Genomic DNA, 17,671 nt, shown 5'->3' on the forward strand with positions numbered 1-17,671 from the left:
AGGTAGGGGGTATGGCTAAAATATGATAGGCTGGAAGTTTGCCATGGCTGCTGATTGCCAGTTCTGACGAGCCCGCGGCAGAATCTGATCATTCGGCAGCGGTCGCATCGGCTTCTTTCGTATCCGCAAGCGCACGCCTCAGCGCGAAGGACAGCAGACCCGCCCCCAGAATCGCCGCGCCCAGGGTCGCAAAGGCAATGCCGCGCGCACCATGCTCCTGCCCCAGCCACACCATCGCACCGACGTAGACCGTCGTCACGAACACCCGGACCTTCAGCGCCAGCGTTTCCCGCCCGATCGCGTATAAAGCGGGTTCGAACGACACGGTCGCAAGGTCGATCGCCGCCGCAACGCCAACGATCAACAATAGCGGGTACGCGCTTTCAAAAGGTGCCCCGGCAATCAGCACAAGCGCCAATTTCCCAAACAGCAGGATCACGCCCGCCACGACAGCGCCCGCGATCAAACCGATCTTCAATGCCTTTCCCAGGATCTTGTAGAAGTCTTCAAGCCCATTATTGAACGTACGCGTCCGCACCATTTCCGGCAGCAGGACCTGCACCGTCATGCGCCCGACCGTGGCCATTGCCCGCCCCAGCTGCAATGCGATCTGAAATCCGCCGGCGGCGGCAGGTCCGACAAATAGTCCTGTCAGGAGTACCGGCAGTTGCTTGCCCGCAAGAACCACGGTCTGCGCCATATTTGTCGCTACGGCAAAGCGCGCCAAGCCGGGCGATTCCGCGAATGTCTCTTTTACCGACAGGGCCGCCGCGTCCCATCGCAGGTCGCCCCACGCATGGCGGGCCGACAACCAGTAGACGGCCATCGCGACGAACTCAGCCGCGCCCCATGCCAGGATGAACGCCGTTATCGTTGGCGAAAAAACCCAAACCACGAGCACACCAACCAGCCGCGCCGCAGTCAAAGCTGCGTCCGCGTTCGCGGAAAGGCCAAACCGGTCATAAAGACGAAGAATGCCCGCCGCGGTCGATCGGACACTGACAAGGGTGGCGATTGCGAACCAGAAGGCAATCCATGACATGTCCGCATCCCACCCAAATAGCGGCCCAAGCAGAATGATGACCACCGCGGCGAGGCCAGCGCCGACGAGCGCACCGCCCGCATCCAGAAGCAGGCAGAGTTTCAACAATCTGACGAGTGTCCGCTCCCTGCCCGCCTTCAGCCGCTCCATGCCGAAGCGGACAACGATCTGCCACGTCTGGAAACCGACAAAGGCGGTCACCGCCTGCGCGGCACCGACGATCAGCACGAATTGGCCGAAGCCTTCCCGCCCCAGGGACCGTGTCATGATCGCAATGTACATAAAGCTGAAAACCGCTGCCGCGCCGCGCCCACCGAGCAACCAGACGAAGTTGCGGCCCAGCGCTCCCAGGCTGCCGCCGCGTTCCTGCTTGTTCTGTCGGATTACCGGGTCGTTCATCGCGATGCCGTCAATGCAGCCCCGCATCTAAAAGCGCAACCAGCGCTAAACTGCCGAGCAGACTTTCGGGAGCGCAAGTACAAAGGTTGCACCGCCGCCTTTGCCGCCATCGCCATCGCCATCGCCATCATCCGTGACGAACAGGCGCCCGCCACTTGCGGCTGCGTGACTGGCCGCGATCGACAGACCGATGCCGCGCCCTTCGGTTTCACTCCCCAACCTTTCGAAACGCTCAAAAATGCGCATTCGGTCCGCCTTGGCAATTCCCGGACCGCTATCTCGCACCGTCACGACGACCTCGTCGCCGTCCTCGACAAAGACATCCACCTGGCCGCCATCGTCACTGAATTTGAGGGCATTGGAGAAGAGATTGATCAGGATCTGCCGTAATTTCTTCTGATCGCCGCTGACCATGGCGACCGGCCCGGTCGCGCCTGCGATGGAAAAGGATATCTGGCGTGCCTCTGCAATCGGGCCGAATAGCGGTGCCGTTTCATTGACGAGCGCACGCATGTCCACTGTCGCGGACGCTTTGACTTTGCGCGCACCATCAAGATCGTTCAGCACCTCCTCCAAATGCGCGCACGCCTGGGCGATATCCCGCGCAAACCGGGCATATCCCTGATCGTTGCGGCCAGCACCAAGACGCAAGGCGCGCTTCGTAATCTCGGCAACCGGCATGTAAAGCTGCGTGGCAAGGTCGGAGCCTTGCCCCGGCCCGGTTTCGCGCCCCCGCTGCGACGCGGACGCCGCGCCGACATCGCCGGGCGGGCGATGCGCTGACATGTCCGCACCGGAAGGGGCGACATCAATAAGCACGGTGAATTCGCATTGTTCCGTGTCCGTAATTTGCGTGACCGAAAAGGCAAGCGTCAGGTCTGGGAAGACATCTCAAGAACGGCTCGAAACGCAGGATCGAGACGCCAGTAATCAAGCAGCGCCGCCAACCCTTCTGCGCCAATTTCGAGCTCGACCGCAGCGGCCTGGGCAGCCACGTCAGCGGGTTCGTCGCCCAGACGCGATACTCTTAAAAGGAGTTCGACCACCCGGCTGACGTCGCTCTTTTCGCATCCCAGGGCCAATAACAGTGCAAGCAGCGCATCGACGTCTTCGCGAAAAAGCAGCGTCCATGCGGTCACCAGTGTGATCTTGGCCTTCACAGCCACAATGGCCGCAGCCAGGACCGGGTCCGCATCGCCCAATGCGCGGATCAGCAGCGCGGAATCGAGCTCGCCGCGTTCATCCAGCCGCACCGCAAGTCGCGCCGCCCGGTGCTGAACGGACTGCGAAACATCGCGCCGCGCATTCAGTCGCCGGGACGCATCATGCCATGCCCGACTCTCCGCCGCGTTCGCGCCGTTCGCAAGTGCCCCCGCGACCTGCCAGACCAGTGCGCTCGCCAGCGCATCGGGCAGTTCGGCAGCGTTCAGGACAGGTTGCTGATTCTTGTCGATGCGCCCGCCCCGCGCATCCCTGTACAGCTCAGCCAGTCGCGCGAGCCCGGAATCCTCATCGTGCGCGCAGCGATCGATGAGGGACTGGGGCGAGGACGTAATTTCACTCTCGGCCACGAAGGCCAGCCTGCGCAGGCGCATCTCAACCTGATGATCCTCGGCCCGGTGAAGCAGTGCCGAGGCGATTTCGGGCTGCTGCACGAAGGCTCCGTCTTCCAGCTGCCTAAGGACAGCCTTAGTGTCCGCAGCGCGCTGCTGCGCAAGCGCACTCAGATCTTCGGCAATGTCGGAAAGCAGGGCGGAAAGACAGCTGAGCGACAGTGCCCGCAGCTCGTCGCTGACCCGCACACGCTGAGGAGAGAACAGCGCGTCGACGTGCTGCCGGGTGGCGCGCGCGCTGCGGGCAGGCGCGGCAGCTAGCCGCGCGGCGCCAGCGCCGAATGCCATACCCTTAACCATGAGCGGTTTCCAACGTCCCCCAACACTTCCAACACGCGGCCCATTGGCACTTCGTTACGGGTACAACCTTTATATGCCCAGTCTTTAAATTTCGTTGTTGGACGCGCTGAAAACCGCACCGCGCATTGCCAATCAGGCGACTGACGCCTCAATCTGCCGCTGTTGCCGCCAGAATATGCTGCCGACCGTAGCCGCCAAAGCCGCGCCCAGAGCAATCGCCGCGCTGCCCGTTGCGGCCAGCGCAACCATGGCGAGCGAAAGCCGGAGGACCGTGCCTCTGCCGCGCCGTAAGCCAGCACCGCCAAGCCGCCTCTGTCGGCGATCGAGCACGATTGCGGCCAATAATCCGCAGCCGACAGCGATCAGTGCTGCCGGTCCGTTGGCCGCGATCGCAGCGATGATGCCAAGCTCCCAATGCCCCGGCCTCAGCAGTCGCCACCAGCGGGGATGTGGCGCGCCAAGCGTGAGGTGAGACAGGGGATGGCCGGCTGCATGGACCAATGTCCCGAGCAGCGCCATTGCCAACCCGGCCAGGATGAATCCGGACACGCAAAGCCCCACGGCGACCAGCGAAAATGCCGACCCCGCGACGATAAGCCAATCCGGCTCGACATGCCGCCGGGCCAGTGCACGCATTAATGGCATGGAGAACTGCGCCGCCCGGCCCGTTCCCTGCGCGCCGCCAAGCCAGCGCTCCGCGCCGCGCGCGTCGCTTACCTCAAGCGCACTGGCGGGCTCTGGCAATGAAAATGGCGTCAGCGTTCCCGCCGCGCGCGCGGCCCTTGGGAGCGCGAGTTCAAGATCCCAGTCGCCGACCTGCGCAAGGGCAGCCTTGAAAACCGCCGCCGGATAGCGCGCCAGGCCTGCCGTCACGGCATTGTCTGTCATTTTCTGGTCGGACAGGCGATCAGCCTCGTCTGCGTCCCGCACGGCGACGATGCTGCCCTTATCAGCGGTGGCAAATTCCTGCACGATACCCGGCGCGAACAAAACGCCGTCACGAACGACGGTCACATCGCCGGAATCGCCAATCGCTCCCTTCAAAAGAGCGGTATCGTGCATGACGTCGACGTCGTCCCAGTCCTGCCGCAGTCTTTCAATCGCACGCGCGACATCGGGCGGCATGCGTTCGACCATGACGATCAGACGCTGTGCGCCAAGTCTCCGCGCGATCTCCGCCTGCCGTTCGATTACAGTACGCCCTGCGACCGGAATGCCTGCGATGCGGGCACCGCTCGGGGCATCGCGTTTCGCGAACAGGATTGCGGCGGACATCACAAAAAACCTCGTTGACTTGCTGTGCCATTCTGCACGGCCGGGCCGCCGCAGGGAAGACCTGTTCAGCCGTCTTTCACCGTGCCGACGATATGCGTCATCAGCTCGGCAATCCGGGCATATTGCTCGTCGCGCGTCAGGGCCAGCGCGGGACCATCGGGCAGATCGGGCAAGCGGCCACCGGCACGCGCCGCCAGCTTCCCGCGCAGCCAGCCCGCAATCGCCTTCGTGTCGTTCGACACCAACCCCAGATCGTTTTCCCTGATCAAATCGGCGGCTTCTCCTTCTGTCTGTCCGTGACAAAGAATCGGTCGCCGCGCACCCGCATATTCGTACAGCTTACCGGCCACGACATGCTTCTCGCCTTCCGTACCGAATCGCAGCAGCAGCAGGATATCGGCTTCCCGCTCGATCCTCAGCACTTCGCCGCGCGGGATCGGCCCATGCGTTTCCAGTACGTGCGTCACGCCGTGCCTTTCGGCGATGGCGGATACGACTTCGGCGTCCTCACCATAAAAAATGACGCGGACGCCCGCCGCCGCGTCGCCCATGCTGGCCAGCGCCGCGAATAAGGGTTCGGGCGACCGGCGGCCGCCATAGGTCGACCCGGCGTGAACAATCGTCAATTTATGCTCGTCGAGTGCCGCCGGCGCTTCACGACCCGCAAAATCCGACGGGTCGTAACCATTGGCGGCCTTTATGACGGGCACGCTGTAGCGATCCGCCAGACGCGACGCGACACCATCGGTGACGGCAACGATACCGCTGGCCCCTTTCAGCGTGCGGCGCTCCATGCGCATCTCGATCCATTCCATGATCGGGCGGCGCTGATCGTAGATATTATCCGCCCACATATCGCGCAGCTCCGCGATGAAGGGCACGCCCAGCGCCTTTGAAAGCCGCGCCGCCACGATGTGCGAACTGTGCGGCGGCCCCGTCGACACCATGATGTCGGGCATCCAGCTCGCCGCAAGCTCTGCTCCCGTGCGCGCGGCCTCGTCGATCCAGGGGCGGTGCGGGTCGGGCATCTGCTGTACGCGCCAGACATTCGCGCGCATGCGGTGCAGCCAGCTCGGCTTTCCGCTCGCGGCAGGCGCGGCCTTCGCACTGCCATGTCTTGGCTGGTCGGCCTCCGTCATCGGGGCCGACCGGCCCGCACGGACATACGGCACGTGCAGGATGCGTTCCGGCTCGATCTCTGGATCGACCGCAGCGGGAAATTGCAGATTTTGTCCTGCTAGCACCCGAACATCGTCGCCCCGCTCGCGCAGGAACCGCGCGAATTTCGGCGGCCGCACGGTGGCTGTCGGCGCATTGGGCGGGAACAGGCCGGAGATGAGCAGAACACGCATGACCGCCCGCATAACGCGCAGCGCCTAAGAGACAAGGTGGACGATGCGCGGACGGTGTACGGACAAAGGGCGAAGGGTGGTGGACGACCGGCGGGCGAGCCCATATCTGCCATGGCATGACCAATCCAATTCACATTGTTGGCGGCGGCATGGCCGGCTCGGAAGCCGCGTGGCAGGTCGCCAGCGCTGGCCTTCCCGTCGTCCTGCACGAAATGCGCGGCGTTACCGGGACAGACGCGCATAAAACGGACGGGCTGGCAGAACTTGTTTGTTCGAACAGCTTTCGCAGCGATGACGCGACCGCCAACGCGGTCGGCGTGCTGCACGAGGAGATGCGCCGTCTCGGCTCGCTCATCATGCGCTGCGCCGACGAAGCGCGTGTCCCGGCAGGTTCCGCCCTTGCCGTCGATCGCGATATTTTCTCGCAGAAGGTTGGCAATACGCTCGAAAACCATCCGCTGGTCACAATCAGGCGGGAAATCATTGAGCGCCTGCCCGGCCCCCACGATGGCCAGTGGATCATCGCCACCGGCCCCCTCACCCATGGCAGCCTGGCCAGTGACATTGTCGCGCTGACCGGCGAAGATCAGCTCGCTTTTTTCGATGCGCTCGCGCCTATCGTGCATCGCGAATCCATAAATATGGACGTGGCATGGCTACAGTCCCGCTGGGACAAGGGCGACGGCAGGGATTACATCAACTGCCCCCTTACCGAGGCGCAATATGAAGCCTTTATCGATGCGCTGCTGGAAGGTGACAAAACCGAGTTCAAGGAGTGGGAGGCTTCCACACCCTATTTTGAGGGCTGCATGCCTATCGAAATCATGGCGGCCCGCGGGCGCGAGACGCTCCGCTTTGGTCCGATGAAACCCGTCGGCCTGACCAACCCCGCCACCGGCAAACGCGCTCACGCCGTTATCCAGCTGCGCCAGGACAATGCGCTCGGCACGCTATGGAATATTGTCGGTTTCCAGACAAAGCTGAAGCATGGCGAGCAGGTCCGCGTCTTTCGCACCATTCCCGGCCTTGAGGAGGCCGAGTTCGCCCGTCTTGGCGGCCTGCACCGCAACACGTTCATCAAAAGCCCGGTTCTGCTTGATGAAACTCTGCGCTTGAAGGCCCGTCCGAACATCCGTTTCGCCGGACAGATCACCGGTTGCGAGGGGTATATTGAGAGCGCTGCCGTCGGCCTGATGGCCGCGCGCTACGCCGCCGCCGAGGCACAGGGCCTGATGCCCGCGATCCCGCCGCGCACAACGGCTCACGGCGCCCTTCTGGCGCATATTACCGGCGAGGCGGATGCGGACACGTTTCAGCCCATGAACGTCAATTTCGGCCTGTTCCCGCCGCTCGCGCACAAACACCACAAGAAGGAGCGCAAGGCAGGCTATGCCGCCCGCGCGCTTGCGGACATGGACGCATGGATCGGCACACGCGAAGCGGCGGCGTAAGGCGCTGTCCATGCCAGCCGGTCAGCCTCGCGAAGGCGGGGATCCGGGATAGAGATGCAATTCCCTTAATCCCGAGCGAAGTCGAGGGACGCACGAACGTCGCTGCAAAATCATTTTTCGTCCTTCGGCTGCGCTCAGGATGATCGGGATTTGATGAATTGCTTCGCCATTTCCCTAAGGCACCAGGATTAGCACGCCCTGTTCCACGCGCCAGCTTTGCAGCCGGTTCAAAAACGTCATACCCAGTAAATTCTCGTCCAGCTGCCCCTCGTTCACGGCAACCATCTCGCCATCCAGGCTGACCGGCCCGACGTCGAATTGCGCAACGCGCGCGGCCGCGATGCGCACCAGACCGTTCGCCGTCGATGCCGTTCCATCGAAACGCAGCTCTTCCGCCGGGAACCCCGCGTCCTCGGCCGTTTCCATATTCAGCACGATCCCGGTTGCGCCGGTATCGATCAGAAACAGCGCAGACTGACCGTTCACATTGCCGCGGATGTAGAAATGCCCGTCTTCGCGCGCGCGGATGCGGATTTCGTCGCCCTCAACGACGGGTGAGGCCGGATCGAGCGCGCTCCTGATCGTCGGCCATTCCGCGACGATCAGGACCAGACCGCCGAAGATCACGACCCATGCCAGCACCATTTGGGCGGTCTTTGTGAAGCCGATCCCTTTCAGCCGCGGGATCAGGGCCAGGATCAGGAGAATCAGGAAGCCGCCCAGATAGATGGCATTCATCGATTGCCATTCGTTCATAACGTAACCTCCAGCATGTCATATCCCGGTTCAACGCCCGCCGGAAGTTCCGCGCACAATGTACTGTAATCCATGCTATTATCCATATGCGTCAGGACAGCGCGTTCCGGTTTCATCGCATCGATCCAGCCCAGCGTGCGTTTCAGGTGGGAATGCGTCGGATGCGGCGAGCGCCTGAGCGCATCGACGATCCACAGATCGCAGCCCGCAACCGCCGCCTCGGCTGCGGGCGTCATCTCATTCAGGTCGGTGGAATAACAGAATACCGCGCCCGCAGCCTCGATACGAAACCCCCATGACGTGATCGGCCCGTGCACCTGTGGAAAGGAAGTGATCGTCAGCGTGCCGATGTCGAAAGGTCCATCGATCACATGCGCACGCGCCGTCTGCGCATACAGCTCGCGACCCTCGAATACATAATGGAAACGATCATATAAATGGTCCCAGGTCCCCTTCGCCGCATAGCAGTCGACAGGTTCGCCCTGATTGTGAAAAACCTGCCGTAAGTCATCGATTCCGTGGGTATGATCGGCATGACTATGCGTGATCAAAACCGCATCCAGCGTCGCGGCATTGGCGGACAGCATCTGCTCGCGAAAGTCGGGGCCGGTATCGATAATGATGCGCGTATCGCCCTGCTCGATCAGTACGGACACGCGGCGGCGGCGATTCTTCGGTTCGTTCGGATCGCAATCGCCCCAGTCATTGCCGATGCGCGGGACACCGGAGGATGTCCCCGACCCGAGCATCGTCACTTTCATAGGGCGCGCTTGGCCTTGGAGAACAGCCTGTAGAAATTCTCCGTCGTGGTCTGCTCCAGAGTTTCAAGCGTGACGCCGCGCCGTCCGGCCAGGAACTCGGCTGTATGCATGACAAAGGCGGGTTCGCAGGTCTTTCCACGTTTTGGCACCGGCGCCAGAAATGGGCTGTCGGTCTCGATCAACAGCCGGTCCGCAGGCAGCTTTTCAGCTGTTGCCGCCAGGTCAGCGGCGTTTTTGAAGGTGACGATGCCGGAAATCGAGATGTACATGCCAAGGTCCAGCGCCGCGAAACCGAACGCCTCGCTCGCCGTGAAGCAATGGATAACGCCGGGAAAGACGCCGATCTCTATTTCCTCGCGCAGGATCGACAGCGTGTCCTCCTCAGCCTCGCGGGTATGGATGATGATCGGCAGCCCGGTTTCGCGCGACGCGGCGATGTGCCGCCGGAAGCTACCGCGCTGCCGTTCGCGATCCGACTTGTCATAATAGAAATCGAGGCCGCTCTCGCCAATGCCGACCACGCGCGGGTGCGCCGCCCGCTCAACCAGCTTCGCCGTCGAAATCTCTTCATGGCTATCGGCCTCATGTGGATGAATCCCAACCGAGGCCCAGATATCGGGTTCCCGCTCGGCCAGCCCGACGACATCATCCCATTCCGACGCCCGCGTCGAAATGCACAGCATACCGTCCACACCGGCGTCACGCGCACGCTGGATCACCGCATCCTGTTCTTCGACCAGGCCTTCGTAATTCAAATGGCAATGGCTATCGACGGCCATGACTACGCACTTTTCACTGGCATATCGAACCGTGGAAACACACCCTGCGGTGCTGGCAATTCGGTGCCCGGTACGAGTGCCCGATCAAGCGCCTCGAACCCGCGTGCGTCATCGGGCACGCTGAGCAGGTCGAGCAAACGCGCCGCGCCCTCCGGGATCGCAGGCTGCGCCAGGATCGCGAGGCGGCGCACGGCATCCGCGGTCCGATACAGCACCGATCCCATGGCCGTCATGTCCGTTTTCTTCAGCGCCCAAGGCTCCCGCCCGGCAAAATAGCCATTGGTTTCACCGACAACTTTCCAAAGCGATTCCAGCGCGTTGTGAATCGACATGGCCTCAAACGCCTTGGCATAGTCGGCAGGCAGCGCCGCCAGTCGGGCGTCCAGCTCAGCATCCGCGTCATTTGCCGCGGTTGGCTCCGGCAGCACACCGCCGCAGTTCTTCGCAATCATCGACAGGCAGCGCTGCGCCAGATTGCCAAGGTCATTGGCAAGGTCGGCATTCGAGCGCGTCACGATGGCAGGCTCCGAATAGGATCCGTCGCCGCCGAACGGGACTTCCCGCAGCAGGAAATAGCGCAGCTGATCCACACCGTATTTCTCGGCCAGGCCGAGCGGATCGACGACATTGCCGGACGATTTCGACATGCGTTCCCCGTCGAGCAGGACAAAGCCATGGCCGAACACCGCCTTTGGCAGTTCCACACCCGCCGACATTAGGAATGCGGGCCAGTAGATGGTATGGAAACGCACGACATCCTTGCCGATCACATGCACATCTGCGGGCCAGCGTTCCTTATATTTATCATCGGGATAGCCGACACCGCTCAGATAGTTGCTCAACGCGTCCAGCCACACATACATGACATGGCCGGGCGCACCCGGCACCGGCACGCCCCAGTCAAAGCTCGTCCGGCTGATCGACAGATCATTGAGGCCGCCCGCAACGAAATTGCGCATTTCATTCATGCGGCTCGCAGGCTGGATAAACCCGGGATTGTCCTCGTACAGCTTCAGAAGCTTGTCCTGATACTTTGAGAGGCGGAAGAAATAGCTTTCCTCCACCGTCCACTCCACCGGAGTCCCTTCGGGCGACAGCTTGGTGCCGCCGGGCTGAGTCTTCAGCTCTTTCTCGTCGTAAAATGCTTCATCGCGAACGGAATACCAGCCCTCGTAACGGTCGAGATAAATGTCGCCATTCGCCTCCATCCTGCGCCACAAATCCTGCGCGCATGCGCGGTGCGACGCTTCCGTCGTGCGTACGAAGCGGTCATGACTGATATTCAGCCGCGCGCACATATCCTGAAATTTCGCCGCCATGCCATCGACATATTCCAGCGGCGCGAGGCCAGCCTTTTCCGCCGCGCGCGCGATTTTCAGGCCGTGCTCGTCCGTGCCCGTCAGAAAGAACACGTCCTTCCCCGACAAGCGGTGGAACCGCGCCAGCGCATCGGTCGCAATCGCTTCATAGGCATGGCCCATGTGCGGCGGTCCATTGGGGTAGGAAATCGCCGTCGTGATATAATATTTTTCGCTCATGCCGCCTGTCGTTCACCGGGAGTAAGACGTCCGACCAGCCGCGCCACCTGAAACGTCACCACACTTGCGTCGAGCGACTTGGCGAGCGCATCGGACGCCAATATTCGCGCCTCATCCCACAGTGCCAGCCGCGCTTCAAGCTGATCCGGCGATGCACGCTTGGCGGCGCCCGCCAGATATCCCGTCGCCAGCTCCAGAAACGCCTCATATCGGGGCTGCGCCGCCTTCAGCGCCAGCTTCTGCCCCAGTGACAGGGCCAGGTCACGGGAGGTGGCGTCATCCGCGCGCTCCAGATGCGCCAGTTGATCGCTCAGTTCGCCGATCTCCAGCCCGGCAAAGCGCAGCGCCCTGCCCGGTGCGCCGCCCGCAACCGCAATCAGCGCATCAATGTCACCGGCATGGTCCAGCTCCTGCGTCAGCACGGTTCGCACCTCCGCATCCGGCAACGGCCTGAAGGTTAACGTCCGGCACCGTGACCGCACCGTTGGCAGCAGCCTGCCGGGCGAATGGCAGACGAGCAGGAACACCGTCTGCTTCGGTGGTTCCTCCAGCGATTTCAGAAAGGCATTGGCCGACGCGATATTCATCTCGCACGCCGCGTCGATCATCACCACGCGCCACGCCGACAGCGACGGTGTCTGGTTCAGTACCGGCAGGAAGTCCCGCACCTGCCCGACCGTGATATTCTGCGCCAGCCTGTCACCCGTTTTCGTCAGGCCGCGCTCAAGCCTGCGGAAATCGGGGTGCGCGTCGGCGTCGAAGGCGCTTGCCTGCCGGTCCCCCTCCGGCACATCGAAGCTTTCGCCCCCGGACAGCACCATCCGTGCCGCCGCAGTCGCGAAAGTCCGCTTGCCGATACCGCGCGGCCCGCTCAGCAGCCAGGCATGATGCATTTTTCCCGACTGAAACGCCGATTCGAACGCCGCCCGCGCCTCCGCATGGCCGATAAGCGGCGTCACGGTAGCGGCCTTAGCATGGGTTCAATGACCCGCCAGACATGTGCCGCGACGGCGTCGGCGTCACGTTCCGCATCGATGACGGTCATGCATTTATCCTGTTTCGCCAGCGCCAGGAACCCCGCGCGCACCTTCTCGTGAAAGGCCAGCGCCTCGCCCTCGAACCGCGCTTCCGTGCCGCCGCGCACGCCCGCACGGGCCAGTCCCGCCCTCACAGGCAAATCAAACAACAGGGTCTTCGCAGGCCACAGACCCTCGGTCGCAATGTTGTGCAGCGCCAGCAGTTCCTCAAGGTCCATCCCGCGCGCCACCCCCTGATAGGCGAGCGTTGAATGTCCAAACCGGTCGCACAAGACCCATTTGCCCTCGCCCAGCGCCGGGAGGATCAGCCGTGCGACGTGATCCGCCCGCGCCGCGTTCATCAGCAACGCCTCGGTGCGCCCGTTCCAGCGCCCGGTTTCGCCCGTAACCAGCAACTCCCGAATGGCCTCCGCGCCCGGCGTCCCGCCCGGTTCGCGCGTCAGGACGACGTCCTGACCCTCGCCGCGCAGCCGCTCGGCAAGCCGCTTTATCTGGGTGGTCTTTCCCGCACCTTCGCCGCCTTCAAAAGATATGAAGCGTCCGGTCATGGCGCGGCAGCGACCAAAACCCGATCATCGCGGCCGCGGTTGAAGGGCGCATAAGGGCGATGCAGCCATATCATATGATATGTCCCTCAGCGTCTCCTGGGAGGGTGCTGATCAAGAGTGGCATTGAAACACACAAAACCTAGTCAAAAAGCCGCGAGAACCCGGCCTTTACACGCCCGAAGAACCCGGCCTCTTCCACCGCTTCGGCCGCGACCAGCTTCACCCGCTGATCGGGCAGGCCGGCGACGGACACGATCAGTTCCCCCACCTCATCGCCCTTCGCCAGCGGCGCAGCGACAGGCGTGCGGTACTTCATTCGCGCCTTCACATCGGAAACGATCGCACGCGGCACGGTCAGCATCGCACCTTCGGCGGGTACGGCGGACACCGTCTCTGCGCTGCCCATATGGACGGGCAATTCGGCGATGGCCTTCGCAGGATCCAAAGCCTTGCCCTCGAACGCGCCAAATGCCCATTCCATGATCCGGGTCGCTTCGGATTTCCGCTGCGATTCACTGGTCAGTCCGGAAATCACGGCGACAATGCGGCGCCCATCACGTGCCGCGGATCCCGTAAAACCATAGCCCGCAGCCTCGGTGTGCCCGGTCTTCAGGCCATCCGCGCCCTTTACCGTGTTCAGGATCGGGTTGCGGTTCGGCTGCGTAATCGGATCGCCGCCGCCCAGGGTCCTGCCCCACGTGAAATCCGCCACATCGTAGAATTTCTTGTAAAGTTCCGGATGGTCAAGGATCGTACGCTCGGCGATCACGGCCAGGTCGTGCGGCGTCACATGTTCATTTTCATGCGGCCAGCCATTGGCGGTTTCGAACTCGCTCCCGGTAAGGCCAATCTCCTTGCCCTTCGCGTCCATGATGTCGCTAAAGGCCTTCTCTGTCCCGGCAATACCCTCGGCCAGTACGACAGAGGCATCATTACCGGATGCGGTCACAATGCCGTGCAGCAGATCCTCGACACTGACCTCTTCATTCACCGACAGGAACATGGTCGAACCCTGGGAATGCCATTGCCGCCAGGTTTCCGGCCGCACGGTGAATTTCTGATCCAGCGTCAGCTTCCCCTTATCGATCAGGTCAAACGCGACCAGAACGGTCATCATCTTCGCCATCGACGCGGGCGGCATCTGTTCATCCGCGCCGCGCTCGAACAGCACCAGGCCGGACGACAGGTCCTTTACATAAGCAAACGGCGCCGCCGTCTCCAGGCTCTGTCCGCCGGCGGCGGTTGCAAGCATGAGGGCGGGAACAACAGTCAAAGACGCGAAACGCATAAAGGGAGTGACTTTCAATTTAGCTGATCGGAGTGCCGACAAGACGCGCATCACCATAACCGGCGGCGTGCAGACGCGCCAGCACGGTCTCAGCCTCCGCGCCCGTTAGGAAGGGGCCCATGCGCACGCGAACAAGGCCGCTCGGGGCAGTCTCGGTCCTTGCGGAGAGATCACCGCCAATGCCTGCCAATGCGGCCACCAGCTTGGCCGCCCGCGCAGGATCAGACAGCGCCGCCACCTGAATTGTCCTGTATCGGTCCGCGGCAGGTGCCGCCTTCGCCGCACCTGCGGGCGCGGCGGCCTTTGCAATGCGGGCCGACGCCACCGCGCCGGGGATTTCGACGGTCCTCACCACCATAGCTTCAGTAGGGGCGGCCGCTGTCACCACCGTCTCAGGCGCTGGCTTTGCGGGCAAAAGCGGCGGCGGCGTGGGAGGCGGCGTGGGAGGCGGCGCAGCGGCAACAATGTCGCGGGCACCAACACGCCGCTCACCCCCATCGGGATATACCCGGGTCACCCTGACCCGCGCCACGCCCGCCCTTTGCATGTCCAGCAGCTGTGCGGCCCGCCGTGACAGGTCGATAATCCGGTTATGCGCAAACGGTCCGCGGTCATTCACACGAACCGTGATTTCGCGGCCATTGTCCAGATTCTCGACCCGTACCCAGCTCGGCAATGGCAGCGTCCGGTGTGCGGCGCTCACGCCATTCTGGTCGAAACGTTCTCCATTTGCGGTCGGCTTCCCGTGAAATTTCGGGCCATACCAGCTCGCCGTTCCCGTCTCCCGGTAATCATGGTCATCCGCGGGATGGTACCAGCGGCCCCGGATCTTATAGGGCTTGCCGATCTTAACCGGTCCTGTCTCATGGACCGGCGTCACGCCCGTCCTTGCGCCGCGGTCCGGCGCGCCCGCGCAGGCGCTAAGGCCGACTAGTGCCGACAATATCCCCCAGCGTGCCCACCGAGATGGCGTAATAGTTGGAACAATTATAGCCGAGCAGTGCCCGGTAATTCTGTGTGGCAAGATACGCATCCGTCCCGGGTCCATCGACTTCAACAAGGCTAGCAAGCACATCGTCCGAAGGGAATCCCTTCGGGTCGGCAATGCCGATGCCCATCGCCTTCCACTCGGAAACCGGCAGCATGCGGCTGTGCTTTGCGTATACACGCGTGCATTCTGTCGGGGGCGTCAGCGCGCGAACAGCGTCCCGGTCGAAACCGCTCGGCAGGCTTACCTTCACGCCCCACGGCACGCCCGGTACCCAGCCATATTCCTTCAGGTAATTGGCGATGGACCCGATCGTGTCCGCGCGGCTCCCCCAGATGTTCGCCTTGGTATCGCCGTCATAATCGACCGCATGTTTCAAATAGCTCGTCGGCAGAAATTGCGGATTGCCGAGTGCGCCCGCCCATGACCCGACCATCTGGCCGCGCCGGGCAAGGCCGCGGTCGATCATCTCGAGCGCCGCGATCAGTTCCCTGGTGAACAGACCTTCGCGGCGGCCGTCAAAGGCCAGTGTCGCCAGCGACCGCACCGCATCGAAATCGCCGGTATAGCCGCCATAATTCGTTTCCATGCCCCAGATGCCCAGAATGATATCGCCATCGACGCCGGTTTCCGCCTCTGCCCGCACCAGCACATCATTCAGCGAAAGCGCGAGGCGGCGGCCTGGATCAATGCGCGTCGGCGTCAGGCGCCTCGCCAGATAACCGGGCAGGATCGGATCGTCGGTAACGCGATTGACCGGCTGCTGCCTATCCAGGCGCACAACAGTCGGATTGTAAGTCAGCCCGGCAAGCTCGCGGTCTACAATTTCCGCGCTGATACCGGCCGAAACTGCCTTTGCGCGAAACCCTGCCAGCCAGTTCTGAAAGCCGTTCGCCGCATCGCCGGCGGCGACACGATTCGGGTCCGCCTGCGCTGCCACCGGCGGCGCGGCCGCCATGGCGGAAAGAACGGCGATCGACGCCGCCAACATGACCCGAACCCTCAACATGACGTGCTTAACTCCATAAATAGCTGCCTCAATTCCTCAGACTAGGACATATTGCCCGCGACGTGCACCCCCGCTGAACAGCCGACTGTCCGATTTATTTCACACTCTTGGCGCAGCGTGCTTGCGGCGTTAATGCCCCTCCGGTTCACCCGCGCGGGCAGGTGGCAGAGCGGTTGAATGCACTAGTCTTGAAAACTAGCATGGGTTTGCGCCCATCGTGGGTTCGAATCCCACCCTGCCCGCCAGCGAACCGTATCGTAGGTCGGGGTGGCCTTTGGACTTGTTATATCGATGCAGCGCCGCCTGTCGTTGGACTGACAGCGCCGCCACGAAGTGTTAACCGAATATCCCGCATATGCCTCTCGTAAAGCCGGGAGCGCCGCGTTATGGCGTTAACGATAATTTTTTTTGTCACCAGAAAGTCTCCCCTCTCCATGTTTAATCGCTTCTTTTCGTTCCTGAGTCAGGACATGGCCATCGATCTGGGTACGGCGAACACGCTCGTCTATGTTCGCGGTGAGGGGATCGTGCTGAATGAGCCGTCCGTGGTTGCGATGGAATATGTCGATGGTCGCAAGTCCGTGAAGGCGGTGGGCAACGATGCGAAGATGATGATGGGCAAAACCCCCGACTCGATCCAGGCGATCCGTCCCCTGCGCGACGGCGTCATTGCCGACATCGATGTCGCAGAGGAAATGATCAAATATTTCATTCAAAAGGTGCAGAAGCGCAAATTCCTGTCCAGCCCCGAGATCGTCATCTGCGTGCCATCCGGATCGACCAGCGTTGAACGCCGCGCCATTCGCGACGCCGCGAACAATGCGGGCGCGTCCAGCGTTTTCCTGATCGACGAGCCGATGGCCGCTGCAATCGGCGCGGGCATGCCTGTTACGGAGCCCATTGGGTCGATGGTCGTGGATATTGGCGGCGGCACGACCGAAGTCGCCGTCCTTTCGCTTCGCGGCCTTGCCTATACCACCAGCGTCCGCACCGGCGGCGACAAGATGGACGAGGCGATTGTCTCTTATGTACGCCGCAATCACAATCTGCTGATTGGTGAAACCACGGCGGAGCGGATCAAGGTCACCATCGGCACCGCCAAGCCGCCCAAGGACGGCGTCGGCGTGACGATCGACATCAAGGGCCGCGACCTGATGAACGGCGTGCCAAAGGAAATCACCATTAATCAGGCGCAGGTCGCCGAAGCGCTTTCGGAGCCTGTCAGCCAGATCGTCGAAGGTGTCCGTCAGGCGCTGGAAAACACCGCGCCCGAACTGGCCGCCGATATCGTCGACCAGGGCATTGTCATGACGGGCGGCGGCGCGCTGCTCGGGCAACTGGACGAGGTCATTCGCGATGCGACCGGCCTGCCCGTCACCGTCGCCGACGACCCCCTTACATGCGTCGCCATGGGAACTGGCCGCGCGCTGGAAGATCCTATTTACCGCGGTGTGCTGACCACCCAGTAATTGCAGCAGGAAAAGGAGTTCGCGTAGCGTGGCCTGGCCGCCCCGAAAGGTAAGAAGCGGCAAGAC

16 protein-coding genes and 1 tRNA gene are annotated in these 17,671 nt (G+C 62.5%); 3 read left to right on the top strand and 14 right to left on the bottom strand.

Features of this window, described 5'->3' with window-relative positions; translation table 11 throughout:
• Positions 1-88: 88 nt before the first annotated feature.
• From KCG44_RS09005 to KCG44_RS09025, 5 genes are all read right to left on the bottom strand, one after another.
• Entirely contained in the window at positions 89-1,441 is a 1,353-nt protein-coding gene (locus KCG44_RS09005; RefSeq protein WP_218445758.1) for a lipopolysaccharide biosynthesis protein, read from the bottom strand.
• Between the two features lie 45 nt (positions 1,442-1,486).
• A complete protein-coding gene (locus KCG44_RS09010; protein WP_218445759.1) occupies positions 1,487-2,227 on the bottom strand; it encodes a sensor histidine kinase in 741 nt (246 codons plus the stop codon).
• 86 nt (positions 2,228-2,313) lie between these two features.
• The gene (locus tag KCG44_RS09015; protein WP_218445760.1) at positions 2,314-3,354 is read right to left on the bottom strand and encodes a DUF2336 domain-containing protein; all 1,041 of its coding nucleotides are present in this window, start codon (positions 3,352-3,354) and stop codon (positions 2,314-2,316) included.
• Between the two features lie 132 nt (positions 3,355-3,486).
• Positions 3,487-4,629 (bottom strand): hypothetical protein, encoded by a 1,143-nt coding sequence (locus KCG44_RS09020; protein WP_218445761.1) that lies wholly within the window; start codon positions 4,627-4,629, stop codon positions 3,487-3,489.
• Between the two features lie 65 nt (positions 4,630-4,694).
• Positions 4,695-5,981: a glycosyltransferase gene (locus KCG44_RS09025; RefSeq protein WP_218445763.1), complete on the bottom strand. Its 1,287-nt coding sequence runs from the start codon at positions 5,979-5,981 to the stop codon at positions 4,695-4,697.
• A gap of 116 nt (positions 5,982-6,097) precedes the next feature.
• On the opposite strand from KCG44_RS09025, the gene trmFO reads away from it, so the two are divergent.
• Complete coding sequence (trmFO, locus tag KCG44_RS09030) at positions 6,098-7,432, top strand: methylenetetrahydrofolate--tRNA-(uracil(54)-C(5))-methyltransferase (FADH(2)-oxidizing) TrmFO (RefSeq protein ID WP_218445764.1); 1,335 nt, start codon at positions 6,098-6,100, stop codon at positions 7,430-7,432.
• Positions 7,433-7,606: 174 nt separating this feature from the next.
• Here the strand turns inward: trmFO and KCG44_RS09035 are convergent, their stop codons facing one another.
• The 9 genes from KCG44_RS09035 to KCG44_RS09075 all read right to left on the bottom strand — a co-directional run bounded on the left by KCG44_RS09035 (position 7,607) and on the right by KCG44_RS09075 (position 16,118).
• The gene (locus KCG44_RS09035) at positions 7,607-8,188 is read right to left on the bottom strand and encodes a retropepsin-like aspartic protease family protein (RefSeq protein WP_218445765.1); all 582 of its coding nucleotides are present in this window, start codon (positions 8,186-8,188) and stop codon (positions 7,607-7,609) included.
• Positions 8,185-8,949, bottom strand: coding sequence for an MBL fold metallo-hydrolase (locus KCG44_RS09040; protein ID WP_218445766.1), 765 nt, complete (start codon positions 8,947-8,949; stop codon positions 8,185-8,187). The genes KCG44_RS09035 and KCG44_RS09040 overlap by 4 nt, the downstream gene beginning before the upstream one ends.
• A complete protein-coding gene (locus KCG44_RS09045) occupies positions 8,946-9,728 on the bottom strand; it encodes a TatD family hydrolase (RefSeq protein WP_218445768.1) in 783 nt (260 codons plus the stop codon). Before KCG44_RS09045 ends, KCG44_RS09040 begins: the two co-directional genes overlap by 4 nt.
• 2 nt (positions 9,729-9,730) lie before the next feature.
• Positions 9,731-11,266, bottom strand: a complete 1,536-nt coding sequence (gene metG, locus KCG44_RS09050; RefSeq protein WP_218445769.1) for a methionine--tRNA ligase — start codon at positions 11,264-11,266, stop codon at positions 9,731-9,733.
• Complete coding sequence (locus tag KCG44_RS09055) at positions 11,263-12,225, bottom strand: DNA polymerase III delta subunit-related protein (protein ID WP_218445770.1); 963 nt, start codon at positions 12,223-12,225, stop codon at positions 11,263-11,265. The genes metG and KCG44_RS09055 overlap by 4 nt, the downstream gene beginning before the upstream one ends.
• Positions 12,222-12,851: a dTMP kinase gene (tmk, locus tag KCG44_RS09060; protein WP_218445771.1), complete on the bottom strand. Its 630-nt coding sequence runs from the start codon at positions 12,849-12,851 to the stop codon at positions 12,222-12,224. The genes KCG44_RS09055 and tmk overlap by 4 nt, the downstream gene beginning before the upstream one ends.
• A 139-nt stretch (positions 12,852-12,990) precedes the next feature.
• On the bottom strand, positions 12,991-14,139 hold the full coding sequence (locus tag KCG44_RS09065) for a D-alanyl-D-alanine carboxypeptidase family protein (protein WP_255536457.1): 1,149 nt from the start codon (positions 14,137-14,139) through the stop codon (positions 12,991-12,993).
• Positions 14,140-14,158: 19 nt separating this feature from the next.
• On the bottom strand, positions 14,159-15,019 hold the full coding sequence (locus KCG44_RS09070; RefSeq protein WP_369411959.1) for a septal ring lytic transglycosylase RlpA family protein: 861 nt from the start codon (positions 15,017-15,019) through the stop codon (positions 14,159-14,161).
• A gap of 40 nt (positions 15,020-15,059) precedes the next feature.
• The gene (locus KCG44_RS09075) at positions 15,060-16,118 is read right to left on the bottom strand and encodes a lytic murein transglycosylase (RefSeq protein ID WP_255536459.1); all 1,059 of its coding nucleotides are present in this window, start codon (positions 16,116-16,118) and stop codon (positions 15,060-15,062) included.
• Positions 16,119-16,291: 173 nt separating this feature from the next.
• Here KCG44_RS09075 and KCG44_RS09080 point away from each other — a divergent pair.
• Together KCG44_RS09080 and KCG44_RS09085 are read left to right on the top strand one after the other, a co-directional pair.
• Positions 16,292-16,381: transfer RNA gene (locus tag KCG44_RS09080), tRNA-Ser, on the top strand.
• Positions 16,382-16,570: 189 nt separating this feature from the next.
• A complete protein-coding gene (locus KCG44_RS09085) occupies positions 16,571-17,605 on the top strand; it encodes a rod shape-determining protein (RefSeq protein ID WP_218445775.1) in 1,035 nt (344 codons plus the stop codon).
• Positions 17,606-17,671 lie beyond the last annotated feature (66 nt).

Origin of the sequence: Pacificimonas pallii (genome assembly GCF_019204005.1) — a bacterium.
Classification (GTDB): Bacteria; Pseudomonadota; Alphaproteobacteria; order Sphingomonadales; family Sphingomonadaceae; genus Pacificimonas; species Pacificimonas pallii.